Source organism: Nocardia sp. NPDC006982 (genome assembly GCF_042869435.1).
Lineage (GTDB): Bacteria > Actinomycetota > Actinomycetes > Mycobacteriales > Mycobacteriaceae > Nocardia.
In genome coordinates this window covers 1,050,930-1,075,297 of record NZ_JBIAFV010000001.1, presented here as the reverse complement: position 1 = coordinate 1,075,297, position 24,368 = coordinate 1,050,930, and the positions used below count along the sequence as shown (strand labels likewise).

General features: G+C 66.1%; 26 protein-coding genes. 19 read left to right on the top strand and 7 right to left on the bottom strand.

The window, feature by feature from the left end:
- Nucleotides 1-102 precede the first annotated feature (102 nt).
- Complete coding sequence (locus ACFYOW_RS04745; protein WP_387284539.1) at nucleotides 103-444, top strand: MmcQ/YjbR family DNA-binding protein; 342 nt, start codon at nucleotides 103-105, stop codon at nucleotides 442-444.
- Between the two features lie 6 nt (nucleotides 445-450).
- Here ACFYOW_RS04745 and ACFYOW_RS04740 read toward each other — a convergent pair whose 3' ends face one another.
- On the bottom strand, nucleotides 451-1,308 hold the full coding sequence (locus ACFYOW_RS04740) for an RNA polymerase sigma factor SigF (protein ID WP_387284537.1): 858 nt from the start codon (nucleotides 1,306-1,308) through the stop codon (nucleotides 451-453).
- On the bottom strand, nucleotides 1,308-1,730 hold the full coding sequence (locus tag ACFYOW_RS04735; protein ID WP_040692115.1) for an anti-sigma factor: 423 nt from the start codon (nucleotides 1,728-1,730) through the stop codon (nucleotides 1,308-1,310). Before ACFYOW_RS04735 ends, ACFYOW_RS04740 begins: the two co-directional genes overlap by 1 nt.
- A 96-nt stretch (nucleotides 1,731-1,826) precedes the next feature.
- Between ACFYOW_RS04735 and rpe the strand changes: the two genes are divergently transcribed.
- Nucleotides 1,827-2,483, top strand: a complete 657-nt coding sequence (rpe, locus tag ACFYOW_RS04730) for a ribulose-phosphate 3-epimerase (protein ID WP_387286007.1) — start codon at nucleotides 1,827-1,829, stop codon at nucleotides 2,481-2,483.
- A gap of 12 nt (nucleotides 2,484-2,495) precedes the next feature.
- Here rpe and ACFYOW_RS04725 read toward each other — a convergent pair whose 3' ends face one another.
- Nucleotides 2,496-2,966: a hypothetical protein gene (locus tag ACFYOW_RS04725; RefSeq protein WP_387284536.1), complete on the bottom strand. Its 471-nt coding sequence runs from the start codon at nucleotides 2,964-2,966 to the stop codon at nucleotides 2,496-2,498.
- Nucleotides 2,967-3,543: 577 nt separating this feature from the next.
- Between ACFYOW_RS04725 and ACFYOW_RS04720 the strand changes: the two genes are divergently transcribed.
- The 4 genes from ACFYOW_RS04720 (at nucleotide 3,544) to ACFYOW_RS04705 (ending at nucleotide 6,584) form a co-directional block, all read left to right on the top strand.
- Nucleotides 3,544-4,170 carry a riboflavin synthase gene (locus tag ACFYOW_RS04720; protein WP_387284534.1) on the top strand — a complete coding sequence of 209 codons (627 nt, stop codon included), beginning with the start codon at nucleotides 3,544-3,546 and terminating at the stop codon, nucleotides 4,168-4,170.
- Nucleotides 4,171-4,247: 77 nt separating this feature from the next.
- Nucleotides 4,248-5,492 carry a bifunctional 3,4-dihydroxy-2-butanone-4-phosphate synthase/GTP cyclohydrolase II gene (locus ACFYOW_RS04715; protein ID WP_063043206.1) on the top strand — a complete coding sequence of 415 codons (1,245 nt, stop codon included), beginning with the start codon at nucleotides 4,248-4,250 and terminating at the stop codon, nucleotides 5,490-5,492.
- A 111-nt stretch (nucleotides 5,493-5,603) separates the two neighbouring features.
- A complete protein-coding gene (ribH, locus tag ACFYOW_RS04710) occupies nucleotides 5,604-6,077 on the top strand; it encodes a 6,7-dimethyl-8-ribityllumazine synthase (RefSeq protein ID WP_063043207.1) in 474 nt (157 codons plus the stop codon).
- A gap of 3 nt (nucleotides 6,078-6,080) precedes the next feature.
- Nucleotides 6,081-6,584, top strand: a complete 504-nt coding sequence (locus tag ACFYOW_RS04705) for a PH domain-containing protein (RefSeq protein ID WP_387284532.1) — start codon at nucleotides 6,081-6,083, stop codon at nucleotides 6,582-6,584.
- A 188-nt stretch (nucleotides 6,585-6,772) separates the two neighbouring features.
- On the opposite strand, the gene ACFYOW_RS04700 is transcribed toward ACFYOW_RS04705, so the two are convergent.
- On the bottom strand, nucleotides 6,773-8,725 hold the full coding sequence (locus tag ACFYOW_RS04700) for a gamma-glutamyltransferase family protein (RefSeq protein WP_387284530.1): 1,953 nt from the start codon (nucleotides 8,723-8,725) through the stop codon (nucleotides 6,773-6,775).
- Nucleotides 8,726-8,853: 128 nt separating this feature from the next.
- Here ACFYOW_RS04700 and ACFYOW_RS04695 point away from each other — a divergent pair, with 128 nt between their 5' ends.
- A complete protein-coding gene (locus tag ACFYOW_RS04695; RefSeq protein WP_387284528.1) occupies nucleotides 8,854-9,537 on the top strand; it encodes an HAD family hydrolase in 684 nt (227 codons plus the stop codon).
- 118 nt (nucleotides 9,538-9,655) lie between these two features.
- Nucleotides 9,656-10,090 (top strand): hypothetical protein, encoded by a 435-nt coding sequence (locus ACFYOW_RS04690; protein ID WP_387284527.1) that lies wholly within the window; start codon nucleotides 9,656-9,658, stop codon nucleotides 10,088-10,090.
- A gap of 10 nt (nucleotides 10,091-10,100) precedes the next feature.
- Here the strand turns inward: ACFYOW_RS04690 and ACFYOW_RS04685 are convergent, their stop codons facing one another.
- Nucleotides 10,101-11,105 carry a bile acid:sodium symporter family protein gene (locus tag ACFYOW_RS04685; protein ID WP_387284525.1) on the bottom strand — a complete coding sequence of 335 codons (1,005 nt, stop codon included), beginning with the start codon at nucleotides 11,103-11,105 and terminating at the stop codon, nucleotides 10,101-10,103.
- An 83-nt stretch (nucleotides 11,106-11,188) separates the two neighbouring features.
- Between ACFYOW_RS04685 and ACFYOW_RS04680 the strand changes: the two genes are divergently transcribed.
- The 9 genes from ACFYOW_RS04680 (at nucleotide 11,189) to ACFYOW_RS04640 (ending at nucleotide 21,368) form a co-directional block, all read left to right on the top strand.
- On the top strand, nucleotides 11,189-12,034 hold the full coding sequence (locus ACFYOW_RS04680) for a LysR substrate-binding domain-containing protein (protein WP_387284523.1): 846 nt from the start codon (nucleotides 11,189-11,191) through the stop codon (nucleotides 12,032-12,034).
- Nucleotides 12,035-12,081: 47 nt separating this feature from the next.
- Nucleotides 12,082-14,115, top strand: coding sequence for an excinuclease ABC subunit UvrC (uvrC, locus tag ACFYOW_RS04675; protein WP_387284521.1), 2,034 nt, complete (start codon nucleotides 12,082-12,084; stop codon nucleotides 14,113-14,115).
- An 83-nt stretch (nucleotides 14,116-14,198) separates the two neighbouring features.
- Entirely contained in the window at nucleotides 14,199-15,221 is a 1,023-nt protein-coding gene (gene rapZ / locus ACFYOW_RS04670; protein ID WP_387284519.1) for an RNase adapter RapZ, read from the top strand.
- Nucleotides 15,218-16,264, top strand: a complete 1,047-nt coding sequence (gene yvcK / locus ACFYOW_RS04665; RefSeq protein ID WP_387284517.1) for a uridine diphosphate-N-acetylglucosamine-binding protein YvcK — start codon at nucleotides 15,218-15,220, stop codon at nucleotides 16,262-16,264. The genes rapZ and yvcK overlap by 4 nt, the downstream gene beginning before the upstream one ends.
- Nucleotides 16,255-17,238 (top strand): DNA-binding protein WhiA, encoded by a 984-nt coding sequence (gene whiA, locus ACFYOW_RS04660; RefSeq protein WP_387284515.1) that lies wholly within the window; start codon nucleotides 16,255-16,257, stop codon nucleotides 17,236-17,238. The genes yvcK and whiA overlap by 10 nt, the downstream gene beginning before the upstream one ends.
- A gap of 319 nt (nucleotides 17,239-17,557) precedes the next feature.
- Nucleotides 17,558-18,577: a type I glyceraldehyde-3-phosphate dehydrogenase gene (gene gap, locus ACFYOW_RS04655; protein ID WP_387284513.1), complete on the top strand. Its 1,020-nt coding sequence runs from the start codon at nucleotides 17,558-17,560 to the stop codon at nucleotides 18,575-18,577.
- A gap of 5 nt (nucleotides 18,578-18,582) precedes the next feature.
- On the top strand, nucleotides 18,583-19,797 hold the full coding sequence (locus ACFYOW_RS04650; RefSeq protein ID WP_387284512.1) for a phosphoglycerate kinase: 1,215 nt from the start codon (nucleotides 18,583-18,585) through the stop codon (nucleotides 19,795-19,797).
- A gap of 3 nt (nucleotides 19,798-19,800) precedes the next feature.
- Nucleotides 19,801-20,586: a triose-phosphate isomerase gene (gene tpiA / locus ACFYOW_RS04645; RefSeq protein ID WP_387284510.1), complete on the top strand. Its 786-nt coding sequence runs from the start codon at nucleotides 19,801-19,803 to the stop codon at nucleotides 20,584-20,586.
- A gap of 152 nt (nucleotides 20,587-20,738) precedes the next feature.
- Nucleotides 20,739-21,368, top strand: a complete 630-nt coding sequence (locus tag ACFYOW_RS04640; RefSeq protein ID WP_387284509.1) for a DUF1579 family protein — start codon at nucleotides 20,739-20,741, stop codon at nucleotides 21,366-21,368.
- Between the two features lie 6 nt (nucleotides 21,369-21,374).
- Here the strand turns inward: ACFYOW_RS04640 and ACFYOW_RS04635 are convergent, their stop codons facing one another.
- Both ACFYOW_RS04635 and ACFYOW_RS04630 read right to left on the bottom strand, forming a co-directional pair.
- On the bottom strand, nucleotides 21,375-21,893 hold the full coding sequence (locus tag ACFYOW_RS04635; protein WP_387284507.1) for a hypothetical protein: 519 nt from the start codon (nucleotides 21,891-21,893) through the stop codon (nucleotides 21,375-21,377).
- Between the two features lie 2 nt (nucleotides 21,894-21,895).
- Complete coding sequence (locus tag ACFYOW_RS04630) at nucleotides 21,896-22,690, bottom strand: META domain-containing protein (protein ID WP_387284505.1); 795 nt, start codon at nucleotides 22,688-22,690, stop codon at nucleotides 21,896-21,898.
- Between the two features lie 175 nt (nucleotides 22,691-22,865).
- On the opposite strand from ACFYOW_RS04630, the gene ACFYOW_RS04625 reads away from it, so the two are divergent.
- Nucleotides 22,866-23,723 carry a hypothetical protein gene (locus ACFYOW_RS04625; RefSeq protein ID WP_387284503.1) on the top strand — a complete coding sequence of 286 codons (858 nt, stop codon included), beginning with the start codon at nucleotides 22,866-22,868 and terminating at the stop codon, nucleotides 23,721-23,723.
- Nucleotides 23,720-24,352 (top strand): hypothetical protein, encoded by a 633-nt coding sequence (locus ACFYOW_RS04620; protein ID WP_387284502.1) that lies wholly within the window; start codon nucleotides 23,720-23,722, stop codon nucleotides 24,350-24,352. Before ACFYOW_RS04625 ends, ACFYOW_RS04620 begins: the two co-directional genes overlap by 4 nt.
- The last annotated feature ends 16 nt before the right edge of the window (nucleotides 24,353-24,368 follow it).

Below are 24,368 nucleotides of genomic sequence, written 5' to 3'. Positions count from 1 at the left end.
GTCGGGCCTTGCATCGCTCGGCCTGGAAAGACCACAGAAGGTCCACACTCCGAGGCGACATTCGTCCAAGACTCGGGCAGGTCGGCGGCGCAGACTCATCGCATGGCGATGACATGGGAGCAGGTGGTGGCGCTGGCGACCGAACTGCCCGAGGTGGCGGAATCGACGTGGTGGCGCAGTCCCGCGTTGAAGGTAAGCGGTAAGGGGTTCGCGCGGTTGCGGTCGGAGGCCGAGGGCGGACTTGTGCTGCTGTGCGAGATGGCGGAGAAGGAGTCCATGCTCGCCTCCGGTGACCCGGCCTTCTACACCACCTCGCACTATGACGGATATCCCTACATCCTCATAGACCTCGACCGGATCGAGCCCGATCAACTGCGCGAGCTGCTCGACGCCGCCTGGTGGTTGTCGGCGCCCGCGAAACTCCGCAAACAGCAGGCACGCTGACTCCGCTCAGTCGCGGGCCGACTGTTCGCGCAGGCGGGCAAGGGTTTTCGCGAGAATGCGCGAGACGTGCATCTGCGAGATACCCATGCGCTGGGCGATCTGGGTCTGCGTCATCGATTCGAAGAACCGCATGGTGAGGATGCGGCGTTCGCGTTCCGGGAGTCCGGCCAGCAGCGGACGGATCGCGACATACTCCTCGACCCGGTCGAATTGGGATTCCTCCTCGCCGAGGGTGTCCAGCAGCGATGCCTCGGTATCGCGCCCGAGTGAGGCGGCATCGATGGAGCTCGGCTGGTAGGCGTTGCCCGCGATGACGGCCTGGGTCACCTCGTCGGGATCCACATCGAGTTCGGCCGCAATCTCTTTCGCGGTCGGGGAGCGGCCGAGGGATTGCGAAAGCGCGTCGATAGCCGCGCCGATGCGCAGATGGGTCTCCTTCACCCGTCTCGGTACCCGCATGGCCCAGGTGTTGTCGCGGAAATAGCGACGCACCTCACCCATGATCGTCGGCACCGCGAAGGACAGGAAGTTCGAGCCGCGCGAAATATCGAAACGGTCCACCGCGTGCACCAAACCGACCCGCGCCACCTGCGTGAGATCGTCGAACGGCTCACCGCGCCCACTGAATTTGCGGGCGATGTGATCCGCGAGCGGAATGCACCGGCTGATCAGCTCGGCACGCAGTGCGGTATGCCGCGCGGTACCCGGTTTGCTGGCGGCGAGCTGCTCGAACAGCGCGCCGACATCGTCGTACCCCGCGCCGGACGCCTGGAGGGTTTCGACTTCCTCGGCGGCCTCTTCGGTCAGCACGGGTTCGGCGTCGTCGTCTCGCTCGGCGTCGGACACGGTGTTCTCGTCCGCCACTACGCTTTCCCCCGGACCCGACGGAACTCCACCGTCGTCGGATATCCGGATGCGGCCGAGTCGAATGGGTCCTGTGTCGCTTGTACTTCATCGGTGAGGGTGCGCAGCACATGCCAGCCGAAGCTGCGCTGATCCGGCAGCCCCTCCGTCCCGGCGAGGCCGGTGACCTTGACGAGCAATTCGGTGTCACCCACGGTGAACCGGCAGTGCAGGCTGGTCGCCGGTGCTGCGACCGCGATCAGCGTCGAGCACACCTCGTCCACGGCCAGCCGGATGTCGGCTACCTCGTCGAGGGTGAAATCGCTGAGCAGCACCAGTGTTTCGGCGAGCCCGCGCACGATCGGCAGCTGCGTCACCGACGCAGCCACCCGAATCTCCACCGGGGTGCTGTAGAGCCCCTGTTCCGCCGAAATGTTGATCACCCTATGCAGGCTACCCACTCCCGGCCGGAGCAACCCTAGGTACCGGTAAGCTCCCGCGATGTGTCCTCTTCGACGTTTACGCGCCCGACCACGCCGATGATCGCCCCGTCCATCCTGTCCGCCGACTTCGCACGCCTCGCGGATGAGGCGAATGCAGTGCATGGCGCGGATTGGTTGCATGTCGATGTGATGGACGCACATTTCGTGCCGAATCTCACTCTCGGACTCCCGGTGGTCGAAAGTCTGTTGAAGGCCACCGATATTCCGCTCGACTGCCATCTGATGATCGAGGATCCGGCCCGCTGGGCTCCGCCGTACGCGGAGGCGGGTGCGTACAACGTCACCTTTCATGCCGAGGCGACCGACGATCCGATCGCGGTCGCGCGCGATATTCGCGCGGCCGGCGCCAAGGCCGGTCTTTCGGTGAAGCCGAATACGCCGATCGAGCCGTATCTGGAAATCCTGCGCGACTTCGACACACTGCTGGTGATGAGTGTGGAGCCGGGCTTCGGTGGCCAGTCGTTCATCACGCATGTGCTGGAAAAGGCGCGGATCGTGCGTCGACTGGTGGATGCGGGCGAACTGCGTTTGATCGTGGAAATCGACGGCGGCATCAATGCCGACACGATCGAGGCCGCAGCGGAGGCGGGCATCGATTGTTTCGTCGCCGGATCCGCGGTCTACAACACCACCGATCCGGGTGCTGCCGTGGAAAAGCTGCGGCAGCAGGCCGCGGCGCTGCGCAGCTCCTAGCTCGCGAATCTCCTAGCGGGCGGGCACTTTCCGGCTGCCGATGGCGCGCGTCGCCTCGATCACCGCGCTGAGCGGTGGCAGGGTCGTCGCGTTCTCCGGCGGCTGGATCCAACTGCGATAGCCGGTGCGCTCGTCATCCGGTGAGGGCAGCACGACCTGGCTCCCGGTGCCGGCGACGGTCGCGTAGAGCCGGAACAGCTCCGCGGAGACGGACGCGCTGAGCGTATCGGGCCGGGCGGGGCCGGTGATGAAGGTCCAGCGCCTCGCGCGCGGATGGTGCACCACCGGTGCCGCGATCTGCGCCTGGGTGAGCTGCTGCAGCACTTGTTCACCCAGCTCGGCGGGCATCGTTATAGCGCCGTAATGGGTGCCGATATGGAGCAGGATGCGGCGGGACGTCGGGTCGATCGACGCCGACATATGGAATTCGCGCCGATACTGAACACAGCGAACCTCCAGCGTCGAATCGACAAGAGTGGTCACGCAACACCCCCGTTAGTGTCGAACCTGATTTGACCCACTGCTGTCTCTGGCTTCCTCGAGTGGCGGATTTCCCTGGGTCGAACTCGCCGGACCGCGTCGGACCGGGTAGAACCGTTCCGCACTGCACTGCTCGGGTCGAAGTTGAACGATAGGAATCAACAACATAACAATCTTGCGACCGTTTTCGGGCCCGCGCAAGGTTTTGGTGTAATCGTGTCTCCGCTGGGTATTACGAGCTATTCGACACTATGCGCCACAGATGAAATCCATTCGTGTGGTTCCGGAAATAAGAATGAAAAATTGTCGTCGCTGGGAAACGGCGATATTTGCGCACGGATGCGTACTATTTCGCTCGAAAAAATAACTGCCGCTGGGTTCAGCGCTGCTCGCGCTGCCCTGCGGTCCGCTTCACGGGGGCCTTGCCGAACCGCGGTATCGACCGACCGCTGGTTGGAACCGCGGTGTCGTCTACGACCCGGCGTCGTTAGGCTGAGGAGGGATCGGCATACCAGCGGGAATAGTCGCCAGATCCCGGCTGTTCGGCAACCGTAGAAACGACGCGACAGGGAGTCAAGGCATGTTCACAGGCATCGTCGAGGAACTCGGCGAGATCGTCGCCACCGAAGAACTGGCCGATGCCGCTCGGCTGACGATCCGGGGCAAGCTGGTCACTTCCGATGCCGGACACGGTGATTCGATCGCCGTCAATGGCGTCTGCCTGACCGTTGTCGACGTGGTCGACGGCGATTCGTTCACCGTGGACGTGATGCAGGAGACGCTGAACCGCTCCAGCATCGGCGGACTCGGCACGGGTTCGCGGGTGAACCTCGAACGTGCGGCCGCGCTGAACAGCAGGCTCGGCGGCCACCTGGTGCAGGGCCACGTCGACGGCACCGGCACCGTGCTCGCGCGCACGCCCTCGGAGAACTGGGAGGTCGTGCGGATCTCGCTGCCCGATGCGATCGCCCGCTATGTAGTGGAGAAGGGTTCGATCACCGTCGACGGCATCTCACTGACCGTCTCGGGCCTCGGCATCGCCGACGCGCCCGCCGCCGCAGACGGCTACCGCGATTGGTTCGAGGTCTCGCTGATCCCGACCACCCTGTCCATGACGAACCTCGGTGCGGCCGCCGTCGGCACCAAGGTGAACCTGGAAGTCGATGTCATCGCCAAGTACGTCGAACGCCTCCAGCAGCGCGGCTGATCCGGCCGGGCGGCGGCGACTCGCGATCGACGCCGTACTGTATGGGGGCACCTATTTCGAGATGGAGCACAACAGACGTGACCAGGTTCGACACCATCGAGCGCGCAGTCGCCGATATCGCTGCCGGTAAGGCGGTTGTCGTCGTCGACGACGAGGACCGTGAGAACGAGGGCGACCTCATCTTCGCGGCGGAAAAGGCGACCCCCGAGCTGGTCGCCTTCATGATTCGCTACACCTCGGGTTATATCTGTGTGCCGCTCACGGGTGAGGACTGCGATCGGCTCGGCCTGCCGCCGATGTACGCGCAGAACCAGGACAAGCACGGCACCGCCTACACCGTTTCGGTCGATGCAAGGGACGGCATCACCACCGGTATCTCCGGTGCCGACCGTGCCACCACCATGCGACTACTCGCCGATCCGAACGCCAAGGCCGACGATCTGACCCGGCCCGGTCACGTGGTTCCGTTGCGCGCCAAGGAGGGCGGCGTGCTGCGTCGCCCCGGGCACACCGAGGCCGCCGTCGATCTGGCGCGGATGGCCGGATTGCAGCCCGCCGGTGTCATCTGCGAGATCGTCAGCCAGAAGGACGAGGGCCATATGGCCCGCACCGAGGAACTGCGCGTCTTCGCCGACGAGCACAACTTGGCGCTGATCTCCATCGCGGAAATGATCGCTTGGCGGCGCAAGCACGAGAAGCAGGTCATTCGGGTCGCCGAGGCCAGGATCCCCACGGCGCACGGCGAATTCAAGGCCGTCGGCTATCAGAGCATCTACGACGATGTCGAACATGTCGCGCTCGTGCGCGGCGATATCGATGACGGCGACGATGTGCTGGTGCGGGTGCATTCCGAATGCCTCACCGGTGATGTCTTCGGCTCGCTGCGCTGCGATTGCGGTCCGCAGCTGGACGCCGCACTGGAGATGGTGGCCCAGGAGGGGCGCGGTGTTGTGCTCTACATGCGCGGACACGAGGGTCGCGGCATCGGGCTGATGCACAAGCTGCAGGCCTACCAACTGCAGGATTCGGGCCACGACACCGTCGACGCGAATCTGGAGCTCGGTCTGCCCGCCGACGCCCGCGACTACGGCACCGGCGCACAGATCCTGGTGGATCTCGGGATTCGGTCGATGCGCCTGCTCACCAACAATCCGGCCAAGCGCGTCGGACTCGACGGCTACGGGCTGAAGATCACCGAGCGGGTGCCGATGCCGTTGCGCGCCAACGCCGAGAACCTGCGGTACCTGCGCACCAAGCGGGACCGGATGGGGCACGACCTGATCGGGCTGGACGAACTCGATCTCGGCGAGACCGCCCAGTGATTTCTTACCTCGACGCAGCCTGGAAAGGACACCGATGAGCGAGCGCAGCGAGCGAACCATGTCACAGCGCGCTTCGCGCATGCCGGAGCCGAGCGCCAGCGAGGCGCAGGCATGAGCGGCACTGGCGTACCCAGCTTCGAGCTGTCGGATGCCAAGGATCTGAAGCTCGGCATCGTCGCCTCGCGCTGGCACACCCAGATCTGCGACACGCTGGTCGCGAATGCGGAGCAGGTGGCCAAGGACGCGGGCGTCGAGCACATCACCGTGGTCCGGTGCGCGGGCGCGATGGAACTTCCGGTGGTCGCTCAGGAGTTGGCCCGCTCCCATGACGCGGTGGTCGCGCTCGGTGTGGTGATCCGTGGTGGCACACCGCATTTCGAATACGTCTGTGATGCGGTGACCGCCGGTCTTACGCGGGTGTCACTGGATGCGGGTACGCCCGTGGCCAACGGAGTGCTGACCACCAATAACGAGGCGGAGGCACTGGACAGGGCCGGATTGCCGGGCTCCGCCGAGAACAAGGGCGAACAGGCCGCCGCGGCAGCGCTCGATGCCGCGCTGACGCTGCGCGCTCTGCGGCCGTAGATCATGCCGGTCGTTCGCATCTGGCGTAGAGGTCCGGCCGCGGCGGCTGCCGAATCGGGATCCGGCGAGTGGGAGCTCGAGGTGCGGCCGCATCGCGCGGTGCGGACCGCATGGACCGTGGCGGTGCTGCTCGTCGCCGGTTTCACCGCGGGCGGCATCCTGTTGCGCCACGGTTCGACCGGTGTGAACTTCCGGCTCGCGGACCAGTTCGCGATGATCGGCATCGGCGTGCTCGGTGCGGCGGCGGTACTCCTGCTGACCCGGCCGCGCGTACGTGTCGGCAAGCGCGGCGTCTCGGTGCGGAACATCCTGGGTGACACCGAATTCCCCTGGGAGTACATCCGCGGCGTCTCCTTCCCGGACCGAAAGTCCTGGGCCCGCCTCGAACTCGTCGACGACGACTACGTCCCCCTCATGGCCATCCGCTCCAACGATAAGCAGCGCGCCGTCGAGGCTTTGGACAAACTGCGCGCACTCGGCGCGAAATACACCGCCGCCGAGGAGTAGTCGGCCGCCGGATGTCAGCGTGTCGCCGAGGCATTCGCTGACGATCCGTTCATGACCTACTTCTGGCCGATTGCGGTTCGCCGTCGAACAGCGTTACCGCTGTTCTGCGATTCATGCAGGGTGACCTGGCGCTCGACGACGGCCCGGTGCGCTATCCGATGCCGCAGACCGGATAGAGCAACCGCGGGTTAACGGGTGTCGCCGAGGACGGCGCCTTCGCGTCGCGGATCCGCACCGCCGATCCAGCCTTCGGTGCCGTCGCGTTGCAGTGCGCTGAGGCCGCTGGATTGGGGGGCGACCGAGACCTGGTGGCCGAGCTCGCGCAGGCGTAGGACCAGTGGGTCGTGATCGCCGTTGTCGGTGGCGTTGATGGCCGGATGCTCGCCGCCTACGCCGGTGGCCGGACTGTTTCCGGCGCCGAACGCGACCGCGGAGACCGCCTGCTGCGGGTCCAGGCCCCAATCCAGCACGCCGACAAGGGCTTTCACGACGAACTGGATGATCACCGAACCGCCGGGGGAGCCGGCGACCTGGGTCAGATCGCCGCGTGAGCCGTCGGCATTGTGGTCGAAGACCAGGGTCGGGCTCATCGAGCTACGTGGTCGCTTACCTGGCTGCACGCGATTGGCGACGGGGGCGCCGTCGGTGCCGAGCGGATCGGCGGAGAAGTCGGTGAGCTGGTTGTTCAGCACGAATCCGTCGACGAGATGGAATGATCCGAAGGCCGATTCGACCGTGGTGGTCATCGAGGCGGCATTGCCGTACTTATCGACGACCGAGATATGGCTGGTGCCGTGCTCGGGCGGCTGCGGGCCGACACCGAGTGGCACCGGGCCGAAATCGCCCGGCTGCGCGGTGCCCATGCTGTGGCCGGGATCGATGAGACCGGCGCGCTGCTTCAGATAGTCCTTGTTCAGCAGGGTCTGCGGTGAATTACCCGGCAGTGGAATGAAATCCGTATCGGCGACGTACTTGTTCCGGTCGGCGTAGGCGAGCCGCTCGGCCTCCGAGATCAGATGCACCGCTTCGGCCTTCGGCTTGCCGCCGTTGCGGTCGATATTGTCCGGCTTCAGCGACGATAGGTCGAAGTTCTCCAGAATGCCGAGGGTGGCCGCGACGGTAATGCCGCCCGAGGACGGGCTGGGCATACCGCAGATCTCGTGCGTGCGGTAGTTCGTGCAGAGCGCGGTCCGCTTCTTGGCCTGATACCCGGCGAGGTCGTTGGCGGTGATGAGGCTCGGGGTGCGCCCGCCCGCGGCGGATCCGGCCGCATCGACGATGTCGTGGGCGATAGCGCCGGTGTAGAAGGCATTCGCGCCATCGGTCGCAATGGCATTCAAGGTCTTCGACATTGCCGGGTTGGTCAGTACGGTGTCGGCCCGTTTCGGGGTGCCGTCCGGATTGAGGAAGTACGCCTTCGCGGACTCGTCCACCGCGAGATCCTTGGCGGATTCGGCGATCTGGCCGGCCAGGCGCGGACTGATCGGGAAGCCGCGATCGGCCAGTCCGATGGCCGGGTCGAACAGGTCCCGCCAAGCGGTCTTGCCGTGGTCGCGATGCGCCAGTTCCAGCATGCGCAAGACGCCGGGCACGCCGATCGAGCGTCCGCTCGCACGGGCACTCGGCTTCGGCTCGGTCCGATCGGTATCGCTGACCCAGCGCAGATAATTCTCGGTCGCCGCCGCGGGGGCGATCTCCCGACCGTCGTACGCCTCCACGCTCTTGCTGGCCGCGTCGTAATAGAGCATGAACGAGCCACCGCCGATGCCGGAGGCCTGCGGCTCCACCAACCCGAGCACCATCTGCGCCGCGATGAGCGCATCCGCGGCCGTGCCGCCGTTGCTCAGCACCTCACAGGCGGCCTTGGTGGAGACCGGGTTGGCCGTGGACACCGCGTAGGTCTTGGTGCGTACCGCCGTCATATCGGACCGGTAGCCGGTCGCGATCTCGGGATTGGTGCTCAGATCCTTGGTCGCGCCTGGAGTCGCACCCGCTGAGGTCGCGACCACCGGGGTTCCGTTCGGCGTCGCACTACACGCCGCGTTCGTGGGTGTGTCGTCGGAGGAACATCCGCTGACAACGCCGACGATGAGCGTGAGCGCCGCAGCGGCGCTGACCCAGGTTCTTCGCGTGCCACTCATGGACGGCACTGTATCGCCGATCGCCGAGCGTCGCGGCAAATCCGGCGCTGTGGGCTCCCAGTGCTGGTGAGTTCAGCGAAAACGGTTAGCGGGCAACGACAACCGTCGTCGTCGGTACGCTGGGTCGAGTGGCGATCGAGGCGGTGTTGTTCGACTTCTCCGGCACTTTGTTTCGGCTGGAACCCGATGAAACCTGGGCCGATATGGTCGGGGCCGATGGCAAACCCCTGGACCGGTCGCAGCAGGACGCGATCCTGGATCGGATGACGAGGCCGGTCGGCGACGGTGCGGTCTTCGACGCCGAGGGCCGGTTCGCATGGGAACGGCGGGATCTGGATCCGGCGATGCATCGCACGGCCTACCGTGAGGTGATGCGACAAGCCGGGGTGCCGACACCGGCGCTGGTCGCGCGACTCTACGACTGGATGCTCGACCCGCTCGCTTGGACGCCGTACCCCGACACCGGTGCGGTGTTGAAAACCTTGGCGGCACAGGGTATCCCGGTCGCCGTGGTGAGCAATATCGCCTTCGATATCCGTCCGGCGTTCGCCGCAAACGGTTGGGATCGGCTGGTCGCCGCGCACACGCTGTCGTTCGAAGTCGGTGTGGTGAAGCCGGATCCGCGGATCTTCCTGGCCGCGGTGGAACAGCTCGGCGTGCGTCCCGAGTCGGCGCTTATGGTCGGCGACAGTGCCGAGGCCGATGGCGGCGCGGTCGCGGCGGGCTGCGGTTTCGCGCTGGTCGATCCGTTGCCGACGGTGCAGCGTGCCGAAGGTCTGCTCGAGGTATTGCGACGGCATGAACTGGCCTAGTGTCCAGAATGTGACCTGCGACACACTCTGCTGTTCCTGAATGTCGATGCCCGCGAACTGAATTAGCTTGCTGTGACGCCCACCACATCGCGGTGCGCAAGCTCGACGGGGAGTGGCCATGGATGCCGAGGCATATTTCGAATCGTCGGTCGTGCGGACGGCGGGGCCCGCCGGCCTGCCCGGATCGGTCGGCGAGGCCAGAGAGGCCGCATTGGGACTTGCGGGCTTCGGCCTCGCGTATCCGGTCGTCATGGGCCTGATCGCCGGGGATGAGGCGGCCAGATCCACGGCCCTGCAATTCGGCTGCAGTTGGGTGCTCGGCCTCGCGGTGCTGGTTCTCGGCCGTGGGCCGCGGGTGCGCCGGGTCGCGATCGTTTCGGTCATGCTGCAGTCCGTCGCGGTACTGCGGATTCACGTAGAGGCGGTCCCGGACTCGGCCCGGCTGGTCGTCGCCCTTTTCACACTGGGCGCGTCGGCGACGATCCTCTACCAGCTGTCGCGACCGGAAGCCAAGGCGTGGTTCGACATTCGGGTCGCCGACGCCGAATGGTGAACAGTTCGGATCAGGCGGGTTGTACGGATGGCTCGGCTGTCGCGAGATCGGCCTGTGCTGATCGCGCGTAGCGCTGAGCGAGCACGGTGCAGGTCAATAGCTGGATCTGGTGGAAGACCATGAGCGGCAACACGATCAAGCCGACCTGATGTCCCGCGAACAGGACCGAGGCCATGGGGAGACCGGTGGCCAAGCTCTTCTTCGAACCGCAGAATACGGTGACGATCTGATCGGGGCGGGCGAAGCCGAGGAGGCGACTGCCGAAGGTGGTAATCGTCAGGACTACGGCGAGAATGCCTGCGCAAACCGCGACGATTGCCAGTAGCGCCCGCGGCGAAATGCCGCTCCAGATGTGTTCCACCATGCCCGCGCTGAAGGCGGCATAGACGACGAGATAGACCGAGCCACGATCGACGGCCTTGGTCACCCTGGCATGCCGCAGCAGCCAGGTCATCCGGGGGCGTAAGAGTTGGCCCGCCAGGAACGGAAGCAGCAACTGAACGACGATCGCGAGGATCGCGGTGGGGGAGACGGTCGCGTTGCCGGTGGTGTCCATCAGCAGCATGACCAGTAACGGGGTCGCGAAGACGCCGATCAGATTCGACAGCGACGCACTTACCACCGCGCCCGCCACATTCCCGCGGGCAATCGAGGTGAAGGCGATCGATGACTGCACGGTCGATGGCACCAGACATAGGAACAGCACGCCGGTGTAGAGATCGTCGGTCAGCACCGATGGCAGCAGCACATGCAACGCCAGCCCGATCAGCGGGAAGATCAGATAGGTCACCGCCAGCACCGTCGAATGCAACCGCCAATGCCGCAGCCCGGCGAGCGCCTCACGAGGCTCGAGCCGGGCGCCATAGAGCAGGAACAGCACACCGATCGCGATCTTGGTTATCCAGTCGAGCGCATCGGCCGCGATACCCCGCGCAGGCAACAGCGCGGCCACCGCCACGCTGGCCAGGATGCCGAGCATGAACGCATCGATCCGGAGTTTGGCGAGGAACTTCACCAGTCGACCGTACGACTCGGCCAATTGAACGCGAAAGGCGTTCAGCATGATATCTGTAAACGCGAACAGTGATAATTGAGGCTGTGTTCGAACCCGAACTGCTGCGCACTTTCCTTGCCGTCGAGCGCGCGGGCGGATTCACCGCCGCCGGTCGCATCCTCGGCCTGCGTCAGTCAACCATCAGCGGCCACATCGCCCGGTTGGAGAAGGCCGTAGGGCGCGAATTGTTCCGCCGCGATACGCGCAATCTCGCGCTGACCGCCGACGGCGCGGCCATGGTCGGCTTCGCCCGCACCATCCTCGACGCGCAGGGCCAGGCCGAGCGCTATTTCTCCGACTCCACCCTCACCGGCCTGATCCGGCTCGGCGCCTCCGATGATGTGATGGCCCGCGAACTCCCCGACGTACTCCTGGAATTCCAGCTCACCCATCCGGGGGTCGACCTGGAACTCACCGTCGGCCTGAGCGAAAACCTCAAAACCCGCATGGAGACCGGTGAACTCGACCTGGTCGTCGGCAAACGCCTGCCCGGCGAACGGCACGGCGAACTGCTTTGGCGCGACCGTCTGGTGTGGGCGGGCCGTTCGGCGACAACGGAATTCGAGGATCCGGTCCCACTGGTGACCTATCCGCCACCCAGCCTCACCCGCCGCATCGCATTGCAGGCCCTCGAACGCGACGCCCGCAGCTGGCGCGTGACCTGCACCAGTGACAGCCAGCTCGGCTTGCGCGCTGCGGTCCTCGCCGGTCTCGGCGTCATCGTGCATGCCGATGCCCTGATCCCGGACGGTCTGCGCGTGCTCGCTGACCCGCGGCTTCCGGTGCTCGGCGACCTCGAATTCGTGCTGATGCGGCGGCGGACGACCCTGTCCGCGCCGGAGCAGGCGCTGTGCGACGCGATCGTCGCCAGTGCCCGCCGCTTCGGCTGAGCCGCGCCCCTGCGGATGTGTCGGAGCCGGTCGATAGGCTTGGATTCGTGGCAGATCCCGCGACCTACCGGCCGAAGCCGGGCACGATTCCCGTTGAACCCGGTGTCTACAAATTCCGGGACGCGCACGGGCGTGTGATCTATGTCGGCAAGGCGAAGAGCCTGCGCAGCAGGTTGAATTCGTACTTCGCCGATGTGGCGTCGCTGCATCCGCGGACCAAGCAGATGGTCACGACGGCGGCCGGCGTCGAATGGACCGTGGTCTCCACCGAGGTGGAAGCCCTTCAGTTGGAATACAACTGGATCAAGGAGTTCGATCCGCGATTCAACGTGCGGTATCGGGACGACAAGTCGTATCCGGTGCTGGCGGTCACCTTGAACGAGGAGTACCCGCGGCTGTTCGTCTATCGCGGCGCGCGCAAGAAGGGGGTGCGGTACTTCGGGCCGTACGCGCACGCCTGGGCCATTCGGGAAACCCTGGATCTGCTGCTGCGGGTCTTCCCCGCGCGCACCTGCTCCAACGGAGTCTTCAAGCGGCACAACCAGATCGGGCGGCCTTGCCTGCTCGGCTACATCGACAAATGCTCGGCCCCCTGCATCGGCCGCGTCGATGCCGCCGAGCATCGCCGGATCGTCGAGGACTTCTGCGACTTCCTGGCCGGGCGCACCGATCGCATGGTGCGCGACTTGGAGCGCAGGATGCACGACGCCGCCGAGGACCTGGACTTCGAAACCGCCGCCCGGCTGCGCGACGACGTCCAAGCGCTGCGGCGGGCACTGGAGAAGCAGGCCGTCGTCCTCGGCACCGGCACCGACGCCGATGTGGTCGCCTTCGCCATCGATGAGCTCGAGGTGGCGGTGCAGGTCTTCCACGTCCGCGACGGCCGGGTGCGCGGCCAGCGCGGCTGGGTGGTCGACAAATCCGGTGACGCCATCGACGGCCAGGAGGCCGGTGGTGAGGTCGCCGCACTGGTCGAGCAGTTCCTCACCCAGTTCTACGGCGAGCAGGCCGCACAGGCCGAACACGGTGCGGACGAACAGGGCGAGGCCGAACAACCGGCCACCGCGGTGCCGCGCGAGGTGCTGGTGCCGGAGCTGCCCGCCGATGCCGAACAGGTGGAGGAATGGCTGAGCAAACTGCGTGGCTCGGCGGTGCGGCTGCGGGTGCCGCAGCGCGGTGACAAGAAGGCGCTCGCCGAAACCGTGCAGCGCAATGCGATGGAGGCGCTGGCCCAGCACAAACTCAAGCGCGCCGGCGACCTGACCTCGAGATCCGCTGCGCTGCAAGACATTCAAGATGCCCTCGATCTGGACAGCGCGCCGCTACGAATCGAGTGTGTGGATATCAGCCACGTGCAGGGCACCGATGTGGTGGCTTCGCTGGTGGTGTTCGAGGACGGCCTGCCGCGCAAGTCCGAGTATCGCCACTACGCGATCAAAGAGGCCGCGGGCGAGGGCCGCTCCGACGATGTCGGCAGCATCGCGGAGGTGACCAGACGGCGGTTCTATCGCCTGCGCCGCGAACGCGACGAGCTGGTGGCCGAGGAGCTGACATCCGGCCAGGAGAACGGACACGCCGAGGACGACCTCGAACTGACTTCACGCCCCGGCATCGACCCACGCACCGGCCGCCCGCGCAAATTCGCCTACCCGCCCAACCTCTATGTGGTCGACGGCGGCGCACCCCAGGTCGCGGCGGCAGCGGAGGTCCTCGACGAACTCGGTATCACCGATGTCGCGGTGATCGGCCTGGCCAAACGGCTGGAGGAGGTGTGGGTGCCGGGGGAGAGCGATCCGGTGATCATGCCACGCAACAGTGAGTCGCTGTATCTGCTGCAACGGGTGCGCGACGAGGCGCACCGCTTCGCCATCACCTTCCACCGCAGCAAACGCTCCCGTCGGATGACCGCGTCCGCACTGGACTCCGTGCGCGGCCTCGGCGAGTCGCGCCGGACCGCGCTCGTCACCCATTTCGGGTCGGTTGCCAAACTGAAGGAGGCCACGATCGAGCAGATCACCGAGGTGCCCGGCATCGGTGTGGCTACCGCGAAGGCGGTTTTGGCCGCTTTGCGGGAGGAATAAGACACCTACGTTGTGTGTCTGCGCCCGATACCCGAACCGGTGCGGGATGATCGACACGCACCCTGACACAGATCCGGTAGGACATGACACGCGTCGAATCGAACAACAGTGCGGGCAGCCCGCGGTCGACCGCTGGGCGGACCGGCCCCGCGGGCACCCTCGGCGCACCTGTCGAACGCGGCGACGGCAACCCGGCGCAGCCAAAGGTCGAGGTGGTCATCGTGACCGGCCTATCCGGCGCGGGTCGCGGTACCGCGGCCCGGGTACTCGAGGATCTGGGCTGGTATGTCACCGATAACCTGCCGCCCGAGCTGATCGGGCGGATGGTGGAACTCGGCGCCTCCGCCGAACCGCCGATTCGCAGGCTTGCACTGGTCATGGATGTGCGTAGTCGTTTCTTCACCGGCGATCTCTCGGCTGTCACCGATCAGCTGCGGTCCGCGGGCGTGCCGACCAGGATCCTGTTCCTGGAGGCCTCCGATGACGTGCTGATCCGGCGCTTCGGCTTCGCGCGCAGGCGCCACCCGCTGCAGAGCGAAAGCGCTGACGGTACGCTCTCGGCGGGCATCGCAGCCGAACGGATCCGCCTCTCCGCCGTGAAAGCGGCGGCCGACCTGGTGATCGACACGACCGAACTCTCGATCCACCAGCTGCACCGCAAGCTGGAGGAGGCCTACGGCGGCGGCGCGCCCACCGCACTGCAGCTGACGGTGCAGTCATTCGGATTCAAGTACGGGGTTCCACTCGATGCGGACATGGTGTTGGATGTGCGTTTTCTACCCAATCCGCATTGGATACCGGAACTTCGGGAACATTCGGGACAGGAGACCGTGGTCAGCGAGTATGTATTGTCGCGTCCCGGCGCGGCCGATTACTTGAGCACCTGCCACCACCTGGTCGACCTGACGACGAATGGTTACCGCCAAGAGGGGAAGCGATACATGACGGTGGCAGTGGGCTGCACCGGAGGTAAACACCGCAGCGTGGCGATAGCCGAAGCGCTCGGCGAACTGATCGGCTCGGCGGTGTTCGATTCACTGCAGGGAGAGAAATCCGGCCCGGCCGATGTCGTGCGGGTCGTGCATCGGGATCTGGGGCGCGAATGACGGTGTGGGAATCGGATCCCGCCATAGTTGCGCTCGGCGGCGGGCACGGGCTGTACGCGACGCTCACCGCGGTGCGGAGGCTGACCAGAAAGATCAGCGCGGTGGTGACCGTCGCCGACGACGGCGGCTCATCCGGCCGACTGCGCGCCGAACTCGGTGTGCCACCGCCCGGCGATCTGCGCATGGCCCTGGCAGCGCTGGCCGCGGACGGCGACGATGTGTGGACCCGCACCGTGCAGCACCGCTTCGGCGGGACCGGCGCGCTGGCCGGACATTCGGTCGGCAATCTGATCCTCGCTGGCCTGACCGAGGTGCTCGGCGATCCGGTCGCCGCGCTCGACGAGGTCGCCAAGATGTTGCGTACCACCGGACGGGTGCTGCCGATGTCGCCCATCGCCCTCGATATCGAGGCGGATGTTTCTGGGCTGGAGGCGGATCCGCGGGTGAGCCGCTGCATCCGCGGCCAGGTCGCCATCGCGACGACACCGGGCAAGGTGCGGCGGGTGCGGCTGATTCCGTCCGATCCGCCCGCCAGTCCGGAGGCAACCTCGGCCATCGAACACGCCGATGTCGTTGTGCTGGGCCCGGGTTCCTGGTTCACCAGCGTGATTCCGCACGTGCTGGTACCCGAATTGCGTGATGCGCTGGTCTATACCAGAGCACGCAAGGTCCTGGTGCTGAATCTGGCCGCGGAGCCCGGAGAAACGGCGGGTTTCTCCGCGGAACGCCATCTACATGTATTGTCCCAGCACGCACCGGAATTCGTGGTCGATGAGGTACTGGTCGATTCCGGGTCGGTGCCGGAGGGTCGCGAAAGAGAACATGTGGCCAGGGCTGCCGAACAATTGCGGGCGCGAGTAACCTTCTCCGATGTCGCCGAAGCGGGAACCGACCGGCATCACCCCGGAAAGCTTGCCGCCGCACTGGATCAGCTGATCCGGCAACCTCGGCCACATATGGCAGGGCTTCGAGTCGAGGGACGGCACATGGGTCAGGATGTGCGTTCCGGGTTGGGTGGAAAGGAGCGCGTCTCGTGGCGATGACAGCCGAAGTGAAGGACGAGCTGAGCAGGCTCACGGTCTCGCAGGTGAGTTCTCGCAAGGCGGAATTGTCTGCGCTGCTGCGGTTTGCGGGCGGCCTGCACATCGTCGGCGGGCGGGTGATCGTCGAGGCCGAGGTGGATATGGGTTCCATCGCGCGCCGGCTACGGCGCGAGATCTTCGAGCTGTATGGCTACGGCTCCGATGTGCACGTGCTGGGCGCGGGCGGTCTGCGCAAGACCTCGCGCTATGTGGTGCGGGTATCCAAGGAGGGCGAGGCGCTGGCCAGACAGACCGGCCTGCTCGATGTGCGCGGCCGTCCGGTGCGCGGTCTGCCCGCACAGGTGGTCGGCGGCAGCATCGGCGATGCCGAAGCCGCTTGGCGCGGAGCGTTTCTCGCGCACGGCTCGCTCACCGAACCCGGTCGTTCCTCGGCGCTCGAGGTCAGCTGCCCCGGTCCGGAGGCCGCGCTGGCACTCGTCGGCGCAGCGCGGCGGCTCGGCATCACCGCGAAGGCGCGTGAGGTGCGCGGCACCGATCGGGTCGTGGTACGCGACGGCGAGGCCATCGGCGCACTGCTGACCCGGATGGGCGCGCAGGACACCCGGATCATCTGGGAGGAGCGCAGGCTGCGCCGCGAGGTGCGGGCCACCGCGAACCGCTTGGCCAATTTCGACGACGCCAACCTGCGCCGATCGGCCCGTGCCGCGGTCGCCGCCGCCGCGAGAGTCGAACGCGCACTGGAGATTCTGGGCGATGAGGTGCCCGACCATTTGGCCGCGGCGGGCAAGCTGCGCGTGCAGCACCGCCAAGCGTCCCTGGAGGAGCTGGGCCAACTCGCCGATCCGCCGATGACCAAAGACGCTGTGGCGGGCCGGATTCGACGACTGCTGTCGATGGCGGACCGCCGGGCCAAGGAACTGGGGGTACCCGATACCGAATCGGCCGTCACCGCCGAACTGCTCGACGAAGCCTGAGCCGAATCGCCGCCCCACGGGGCGGCGATTCGCTTTTCCGAGGCCGGGCTGTCCACCCGGCTTACGGTCCGAAGCCCGCCGTGGCGGCGCCGACCGGACCCGCTCGGACCGCAGGTGGCCGCAGTGAGGCACCGGATTCCATGGTGAGCCGAGACAAGGACACGGACGGCGGATTTGTGCACCGAAACCACATGCGTGGGCGTCTGTGCAGGTCCCGCGTTCTCAGGAATGTCAGGTGCGTGTCGGAGAGGCTACGGTCGGGCACTACTGTGGTCTATGGCATCGGAATGAATCCGCTTGAAAGCTGAGGAGCGATAACGTGACTGTCCGGGTAGGCATCAACGGCTTCGGCCGTATCGGACGTAACTTCTTCCGGGCGGTGGAGGCGCAGAAGGCGCTCGGCACCACCGACATCGAGATCGTCGCGGTCAACGACCTCACCGACAACGCGACGCTGGCCACTCTGCTCAAGTACGACTCGATCCTGGGCCGCTTGCCCCAGGACGTGTCGCTGGACGGCGACGACACCATCGTGGTTGGCGACCAGCGGATCAAGGCGCTGGCCATCAAGGAGGGCCCGTCCGCGCTGCCGTGGGGTGACCTCGGCGTCGACGTGGTCGTCGAATCCACCGGCATCTTCACCGACGCGACGAAGGCGAAGGGCCACATCGCCGCGGGCGCCAAGAAGGTCATCATCTCCGCGCCCGCCAAGGGCGAGGACCTGACCGTCGTCATGGGCGTCAACGACGACAAGTACGACGGCAGCCAGAACATCATCTCCAACGCGTCCTGCACCACCAACTGCCTCGGTCCGCTGGCGAAGGTGCTCAACGACAGCTTCGGCATCGAGCGTGGCCTGATGACCACCATCCACGCCTACACCCAGGACCAGAACCTGCAGGACGGCCCGCACGGCGACCTGCGTCGCGCCCGCGCCGCCGCGCTGAACATCGTGCCCACCGGCACCGGCGCCGCGAAGGCCATCGGCCTGGTGCTCCCGGCGCTCAACGGCAAGCTCGACGGCTACGCGCTGCGCGTCCCGGTCCCGACGGGCTCGGTCACCGACCTCACCGTGACCCTGAGCAAGTCGGCCTCGATCGATGACATCAACGCCGCCTACAAGGCCGCCGCCGAAGGTGCGCTGAAGGGCATCCTGAAGTACAACGTGGACCCGATCGTGTCCAGCGACATCGTCACCGACCCGCACTCGTGCATCTACGACGCGCCGTTGATCAAGACCATCGATGACCAGGTGAAGGTCGTCGGCTGGTACGACAACGAGTGGGGCTACTCCAACCGCCTGGCCGACCTCATCGGCCTCGTCGGCAAGTCGCTCTGACGCGCATGGCAGTCAAAACACTCCAGGATCTGCTGAACGAGGGTGTCGAGGGTCGGGGCGTACTGGTGCGCTCCGACCTGAACGTCCCCCTCGACGAGAACGGCGAGATCACCGACCCGGGCCGCATCATCGCCTCGGTGCCGACGCTGCGTGCGCTGGTCGAGGCCGGTGCCAAGGTCGTCGTCACGGCGCATCTGGGCCGTCCCAAGGGTGAGCCGGATCCGAAATTCTCCCTTGCCCCGGTCGCGGTGAAGCTGGCCGAGCTGCTGGGCCGCAATGTCCAGCTGGCCGGTGACGTCGTCGGCTACGACGCGCTGTCGCGCTCGGAGGGCCTCACCGACGGCGATGTGCTGCTGCTGGAGAACGTGCGCTTCGATGCGCGCGAAACCAGCAAGGATGATGCCGAGCGGGCCAAGCTGGCCGCGGCGCTGGTCGAGCTGGTCGGCGATGACGGTGCGTTCGTCTCCGACGGCTTCGGTGTGGTGCACCGCAAGCAGGCTTCGGTCTACGACGTGGCGAAGCTGCTGCCGCATTACGCGGGCACGCTGGTCGCCGCCGAGGTCGAGGTGCTGGCCAAGCTGACCGAGAACTCGGAGCGCCCGTACGCGGTTGTGCTCGGCGGTTCCAAGGTCTCCGACAAGCTGGCCGTCATCGAGGCACTGGCCCCCAAGGTCGACACCCTGGTGATCGGCGGCGGCATGTGCTTCACCTTCCTTGCCGCACAGGGCCTTTCGGTGGGCGCCTCGCTGCTGCAGGAGGAGATGATCGAGACCTGCAAGGGGCTGCTGGAGCGCTACGGGGACGTCATCCACCTGCCGCGCGATATCGTCGTCGCGAATAAGTTCGCGGCCGACGCGGACTCGAAGGTGGTGCCCGCCAACGAGATTCCGGACGGCTGGCTCGGCCTCGATATCGGTCCCGAGTCGGTGGACCGGTTCGCGGCACTGCTCACCGAGGCGAAGACGGTGTTCTGGAACGGCCCGATGGGCGTATTCGAGTTCGAGAATTTCGCCGCTGGTACCCGGGGTGTCGCCGAGGCGATCGTAACCGCGACGGGCAAGGGTGCCTTCACCGTTGTCGGCGGTGGCGATTCGGCCGCGGCCGTGCGCGCGCTCGGCCTGCCCGAGGACGGTTTCTCGCACATCTCCACCGGTGGCGGCGCATCCCTGGAATACCTCGAGGGCAAGCAACTGCCCGGTATCGCGGTACTGGAGGACTGAACCATGGCACGCAAACCGCTCATCGCGGGCAACTGGAAGATGAACCTCAACCACCTCGAGGCCATCGCCCTGGTACAGAAGATCGCCTTCGCGCTGCCGGAGAAGTACTTCGCCAAGGTCGACGTCGCGGTGATTCCGCCGTTCACCGATATCCGCAGCGTGCAGACCCTTGTCGAGGGTGACAAGCTGCTGCTCACCTATGGTGCGCAGGATGTTTCGACGCACGACGATGGCGCGTACACCGGCGAGATCAGCGCCGCCATGCTGTCCAAGCTGGGCTGCACCTTCGCGGTCGTGGGCCATTCGGAGCGGCGGCAGTACCACTCCGAGGACGACGCCACCGTGCTGGCCAAGACCAAGCAGGCGCTGAAGTACGGGATCACCCCGATCGTGTGCATCGGCGAGGGTCTCAATGTCCGTGAGGCGAAGACACATGTCGAGTACAACCTCGAGCAGTTGCGTGGTTCGCTCAAAGGTCTGACGGCCGAAGAGATTTCGAAGATCGTCATCGCCTACGAGCCGGTCTGGGCCATCGGCACCGGTAAGGTCGCCACCCCCGCCGACGCGCAGGAAGTCTGTGGTGCGATTCGCGCGGAGCTCGTCGAACTGGCCGCGCCCGAGGTCGCGGCGGGCGTGCGGGTGCTCTACGGCGGTTCGGTGAATGCCAAGAACGTCGGCGAGTTGGTCGCGCAGACCGATATCGACGGCGCGCTTGTCGGCGGTGCGTCGCTCAAGGGCGACGAATTCGCCACGCTGTCCGCGATTGCCGCGGGTGGTCCGCTACCCTGACGGGTGAATGTTCGAATCAGCCCGGTAGCACGCTCGAGCGCGTGTTGCCGGGCTGATTTGCGTCGGGCCTTCCCGCTCGGGGCGAGGCATACCGGCGCTCGGGATGCGATGCTGTTCGAGTCTCTGATCCGTAGGCCGACAAGGACTTTCACGTGAGATCAACGAAGGCGCGCGCACTGGTGACGGTTGCGCTCATGGCGTTCACCGCGTTCGGGGCCGGATGCTCCGACGATTCTCCCTCGCCGGTGGAAACCATACCGAGTTCCGAGGCGGCTCCCACCAACCAGGATGCCGGGCACCAGAAGTTGAATCAGCTGGTGGGCGAATGGAATGGCGCGAAGTCGACATTCATCGCGGGTGGTACCGCGGACAATCCGATCAAGAGCGATATCACCTCGCGCTGGCACTGGATCGGCAAGACGGGCAACAACTTCATGCAGGAGGAGGCCGAGGGTAGCTTCGGTGGCAAGCCGTACTACCGGCGCGGCACGCTCGGCTATTCGCCGACCGACGACCGGTACGAATGGTCGACGGTGGACAGCGTGACGCCAATGATGATGACCTACAAGGGCGCCAAGGCCAGCGGCAGCGCTGCCGACATCGAGGTGGCGGGGGAGTTCACCGATCCGGGTGTGCTCGGTCCGCAATTCGTCGGCAAGACGATTCCGATGCGGACGGTGATCAAGCTGGAGTCGGCCGATCGGGTGACCATGGAGCTCTACTTCGCCCCGCCCGGGGAGGCGGAGCGGATTGCGGACCGGGTGATCCTGACGCGGAAGTAGTTGGGATCAGAGGTGATTCGCGATGAAACCGCTGGCGGTCAGTGCCAGTTCGAGTGGCTCGTCGTGCGGGTCCATCGAGATCTCTGCGGTCCGCACGTGCGGATAGTGCACGTGTAGTCGGTACAGGGTGCCGCGCAGGAGGTGGGCGAGTTCGGCGGGCTGCTTGGTTGCGTGCACGATGTACAGCTTGGCTGTGGTATCGGAGATGCCGACCGAGCATTCGGCCAGGAGTGCGCCGTCGGGGTCGATAAAGCCCAAAGTGAAGGTGGTGTGCAGGAATTCGTCGCGCGCGGCGAGTAGCGCGGCGACGGTATCCATATCCAGGCCGCCGTGTTCGGTGCGGCGGATGCGGCCCGCGGCGGTGTAGAGCTCGGCGTAGCGGACGAGGGTTACCGGGGACGGCGGCGCGGGCAGCTTCTCGATGTGGGCGGACGGAAGATCCGGCCACGGGCCTATCTCGGTATGCCAGGTGCGTTTGCGGTCCGGGTGGCGGAGATTCGGTGTGCGGGAGGCGTTTTGGTCCACGACTATGCCGCGCGCAGGGTCAGGCCGAAGCCGTTGGTATTGCGCAGGATCAGCGTGTCCGCGTCGATGGTCGCTGTTGTCTTGCCGTCGAGGGCCTTCAGCACCGCCTGCTCGACCTCCATGATCTCCGCCGCGCACGCCATCTTCGTGGTGCCGATCTGGAACGTGACGTCCGGACCGTTGGCGGTGGGCGATGCGGTGGCGTGACCGGTCATGCGATTGCATCCGGCGCTTCCGGCGACCCCACCGTCCGCCGCGATGGTGAGCGTCGGCTTCACATCGTCCAGCGTCTGAGAACGGATCTGCGCATCGGGCGTCATCAGGGCGGAGACGATCCATGTCGTGCCGATGAGCGGCCTATCGGGTTGGGCGATCTTCTTGTCCAGCAACGTGACCGTTGTTTCCTTCCCGGTCAGCGTCAGTGTCGAATCGTCGACCCGCCACTTCGGCAGCGACGTCAACACCTTGTCCTGCCAGCTATCGGCCTGGCTCCGTTCATCCGGACAGGCCATCAGGGTGCTCGAGAGCGTGCTGACATGCAGGGTCCCATCGGTCAGATCCACCGTGCCATCGGCGGTATTGCAGCCGGAGTTCGCCGAGACCCTGCCATCGGTAAAGGCGAGCGTCATCGGTCCGCCGCCCGGAATCTGCAGCCCCTCGACCCCGGTCGAGACAAATGTGCGCCCCATCGGCGACCCCGCCGGTTGGTTCTGCTTCTCATCGTCCCCCGAACATCCGGCCACCAAACCGGCCGCCATAGCCAGAAGAATCCCGACGCGCACCGTTGTAGCCGACATGTAGCCGATGGTACGGGCGTTTCCGCTGGAAACCGCGCAATTCAGCTGGCCGCTGCGGTGGGCGCGACCGTCGAAACAGGTAGTGGATTACTCATGTCGGTGTGTCGGGGCGGGGCACAGACTTGATTCGGAGCACGGATCGATGCTCGGTGATCCGCGTTTCGGAGAGGTAGCTATGAGAAGCGAGGTGCGAGCGTTCGTTGTCGCGGCGGCCGCGGCGGGTGCGCTCGGCGCGGTGGCGGTACCGATGGCGGTGTCGGCGCCTACGACAACCACACCTACGCCGACCACATCTACGCCGACCACGTCTTCGACAACCGCAGGACAGGCGGGGCCGTGCGCTACGGCTCGCACGGCGGTGGGGGAGACCTGTCCGCGTCCCGATCCCACTTTCGACGTTGTGCCCACCCGTGCGGAACGCGGCACACAGATCGTAGTGAACGGCAGTTACTGGCCGTGTACCGTGGTCCGGCTTACCCCGAGCTGGTCCGGTTCGCCGCAGAACGCGTCGGTCTCCCAGGGGACGTTCGCCACTTCCATTGCCGTGTCCAACCAGGCAGCAACCGGCTCGCAGACGATCAGCGCGGCGTGTGGCGAGGCATCTGCGGTCCGGCAGATCACGATCGCCCCTCGCTCTGGCACGACCACAACCTCGACCACCAAGCCGATCACGACGACCACCAAGCCGATCACGACGACCACCAGCCAAGCAGCTGCCGCGCAAACATCCGACACGTCGACCGCAGGGCGGGCGCCGCAGCGGGGCAACCACCTCGGCGCAGTGTTGGGAATCGGCGTGCTCCTCCTCGCCGTCGGTGTGGCGACGCTCGTACTGCGCCAGTGGCATAAGGCAGCCGATCGGTCGCGCGCGTACCGCCGTGATCCGCGCCCGCCGTTGGTACGCGTGCAGGTGGCCGGGGACTTGCGGCCGTCGATTCATATTCGGGAATTCATGCGCCCCACTGTTCCGGCTGTTCGGGTTCGGCTGAGTGCCGGTGAGCCGCAACTGCACATCAGGGAGGTTGCGCGATGACGAGGCCGATATCGATTACGGCTCGGGCGGTCTTGTTCGGGCAGGTAGCGCGTGAGGTCGTCGAGGAAGAGCTGGCCGAGCGCCTGGGCGCGAGCGGCGTCGAGCAGCTGGCTTTGCGCAGAACACCGGTCATTACCGAGGTCCTTCGGTCGGCGGCGCTGCGTGAGGTGGCCAAGGTGGTGGACGAGTTGCTCGAAGTTGATCTCGGCGAGGTCGCGGTCGCGGGTTGGCGTCGCTACCAACGGCTGCACAGTGCGGCGATGCGAACCCGCGCGGGCGGAGTCGAGCAGGTCGAAATGTTCGAACACGAGGTCACCCGGAGCTATCGTCCGCGCCTCGAGGTAACTGTCGACGGCAGCCAGGTGGGCGAATTCGAGCTCGAACTCTGTGTCGCGGTGCTGGTTCGGCCACTCGTGGCAACCGTTCGCGATGGCATGCTGGCGGCGTTGGGCCCCGGTGACTGCACTGTGACGGTTTCGATCGGCGTACCGGAAGTCGGGCCGATCATCGAGCGTGAGCATCCGATCCCGCTGGCGACCATGGTCGATCTGCGAGGGCCGATCCCGCTCGTCGACCACCAACCGCTCCGGCCTACCACCGCACCGACCCGAGCCGTGCCGAGGTCGTAGTCGCCAGATCCACACC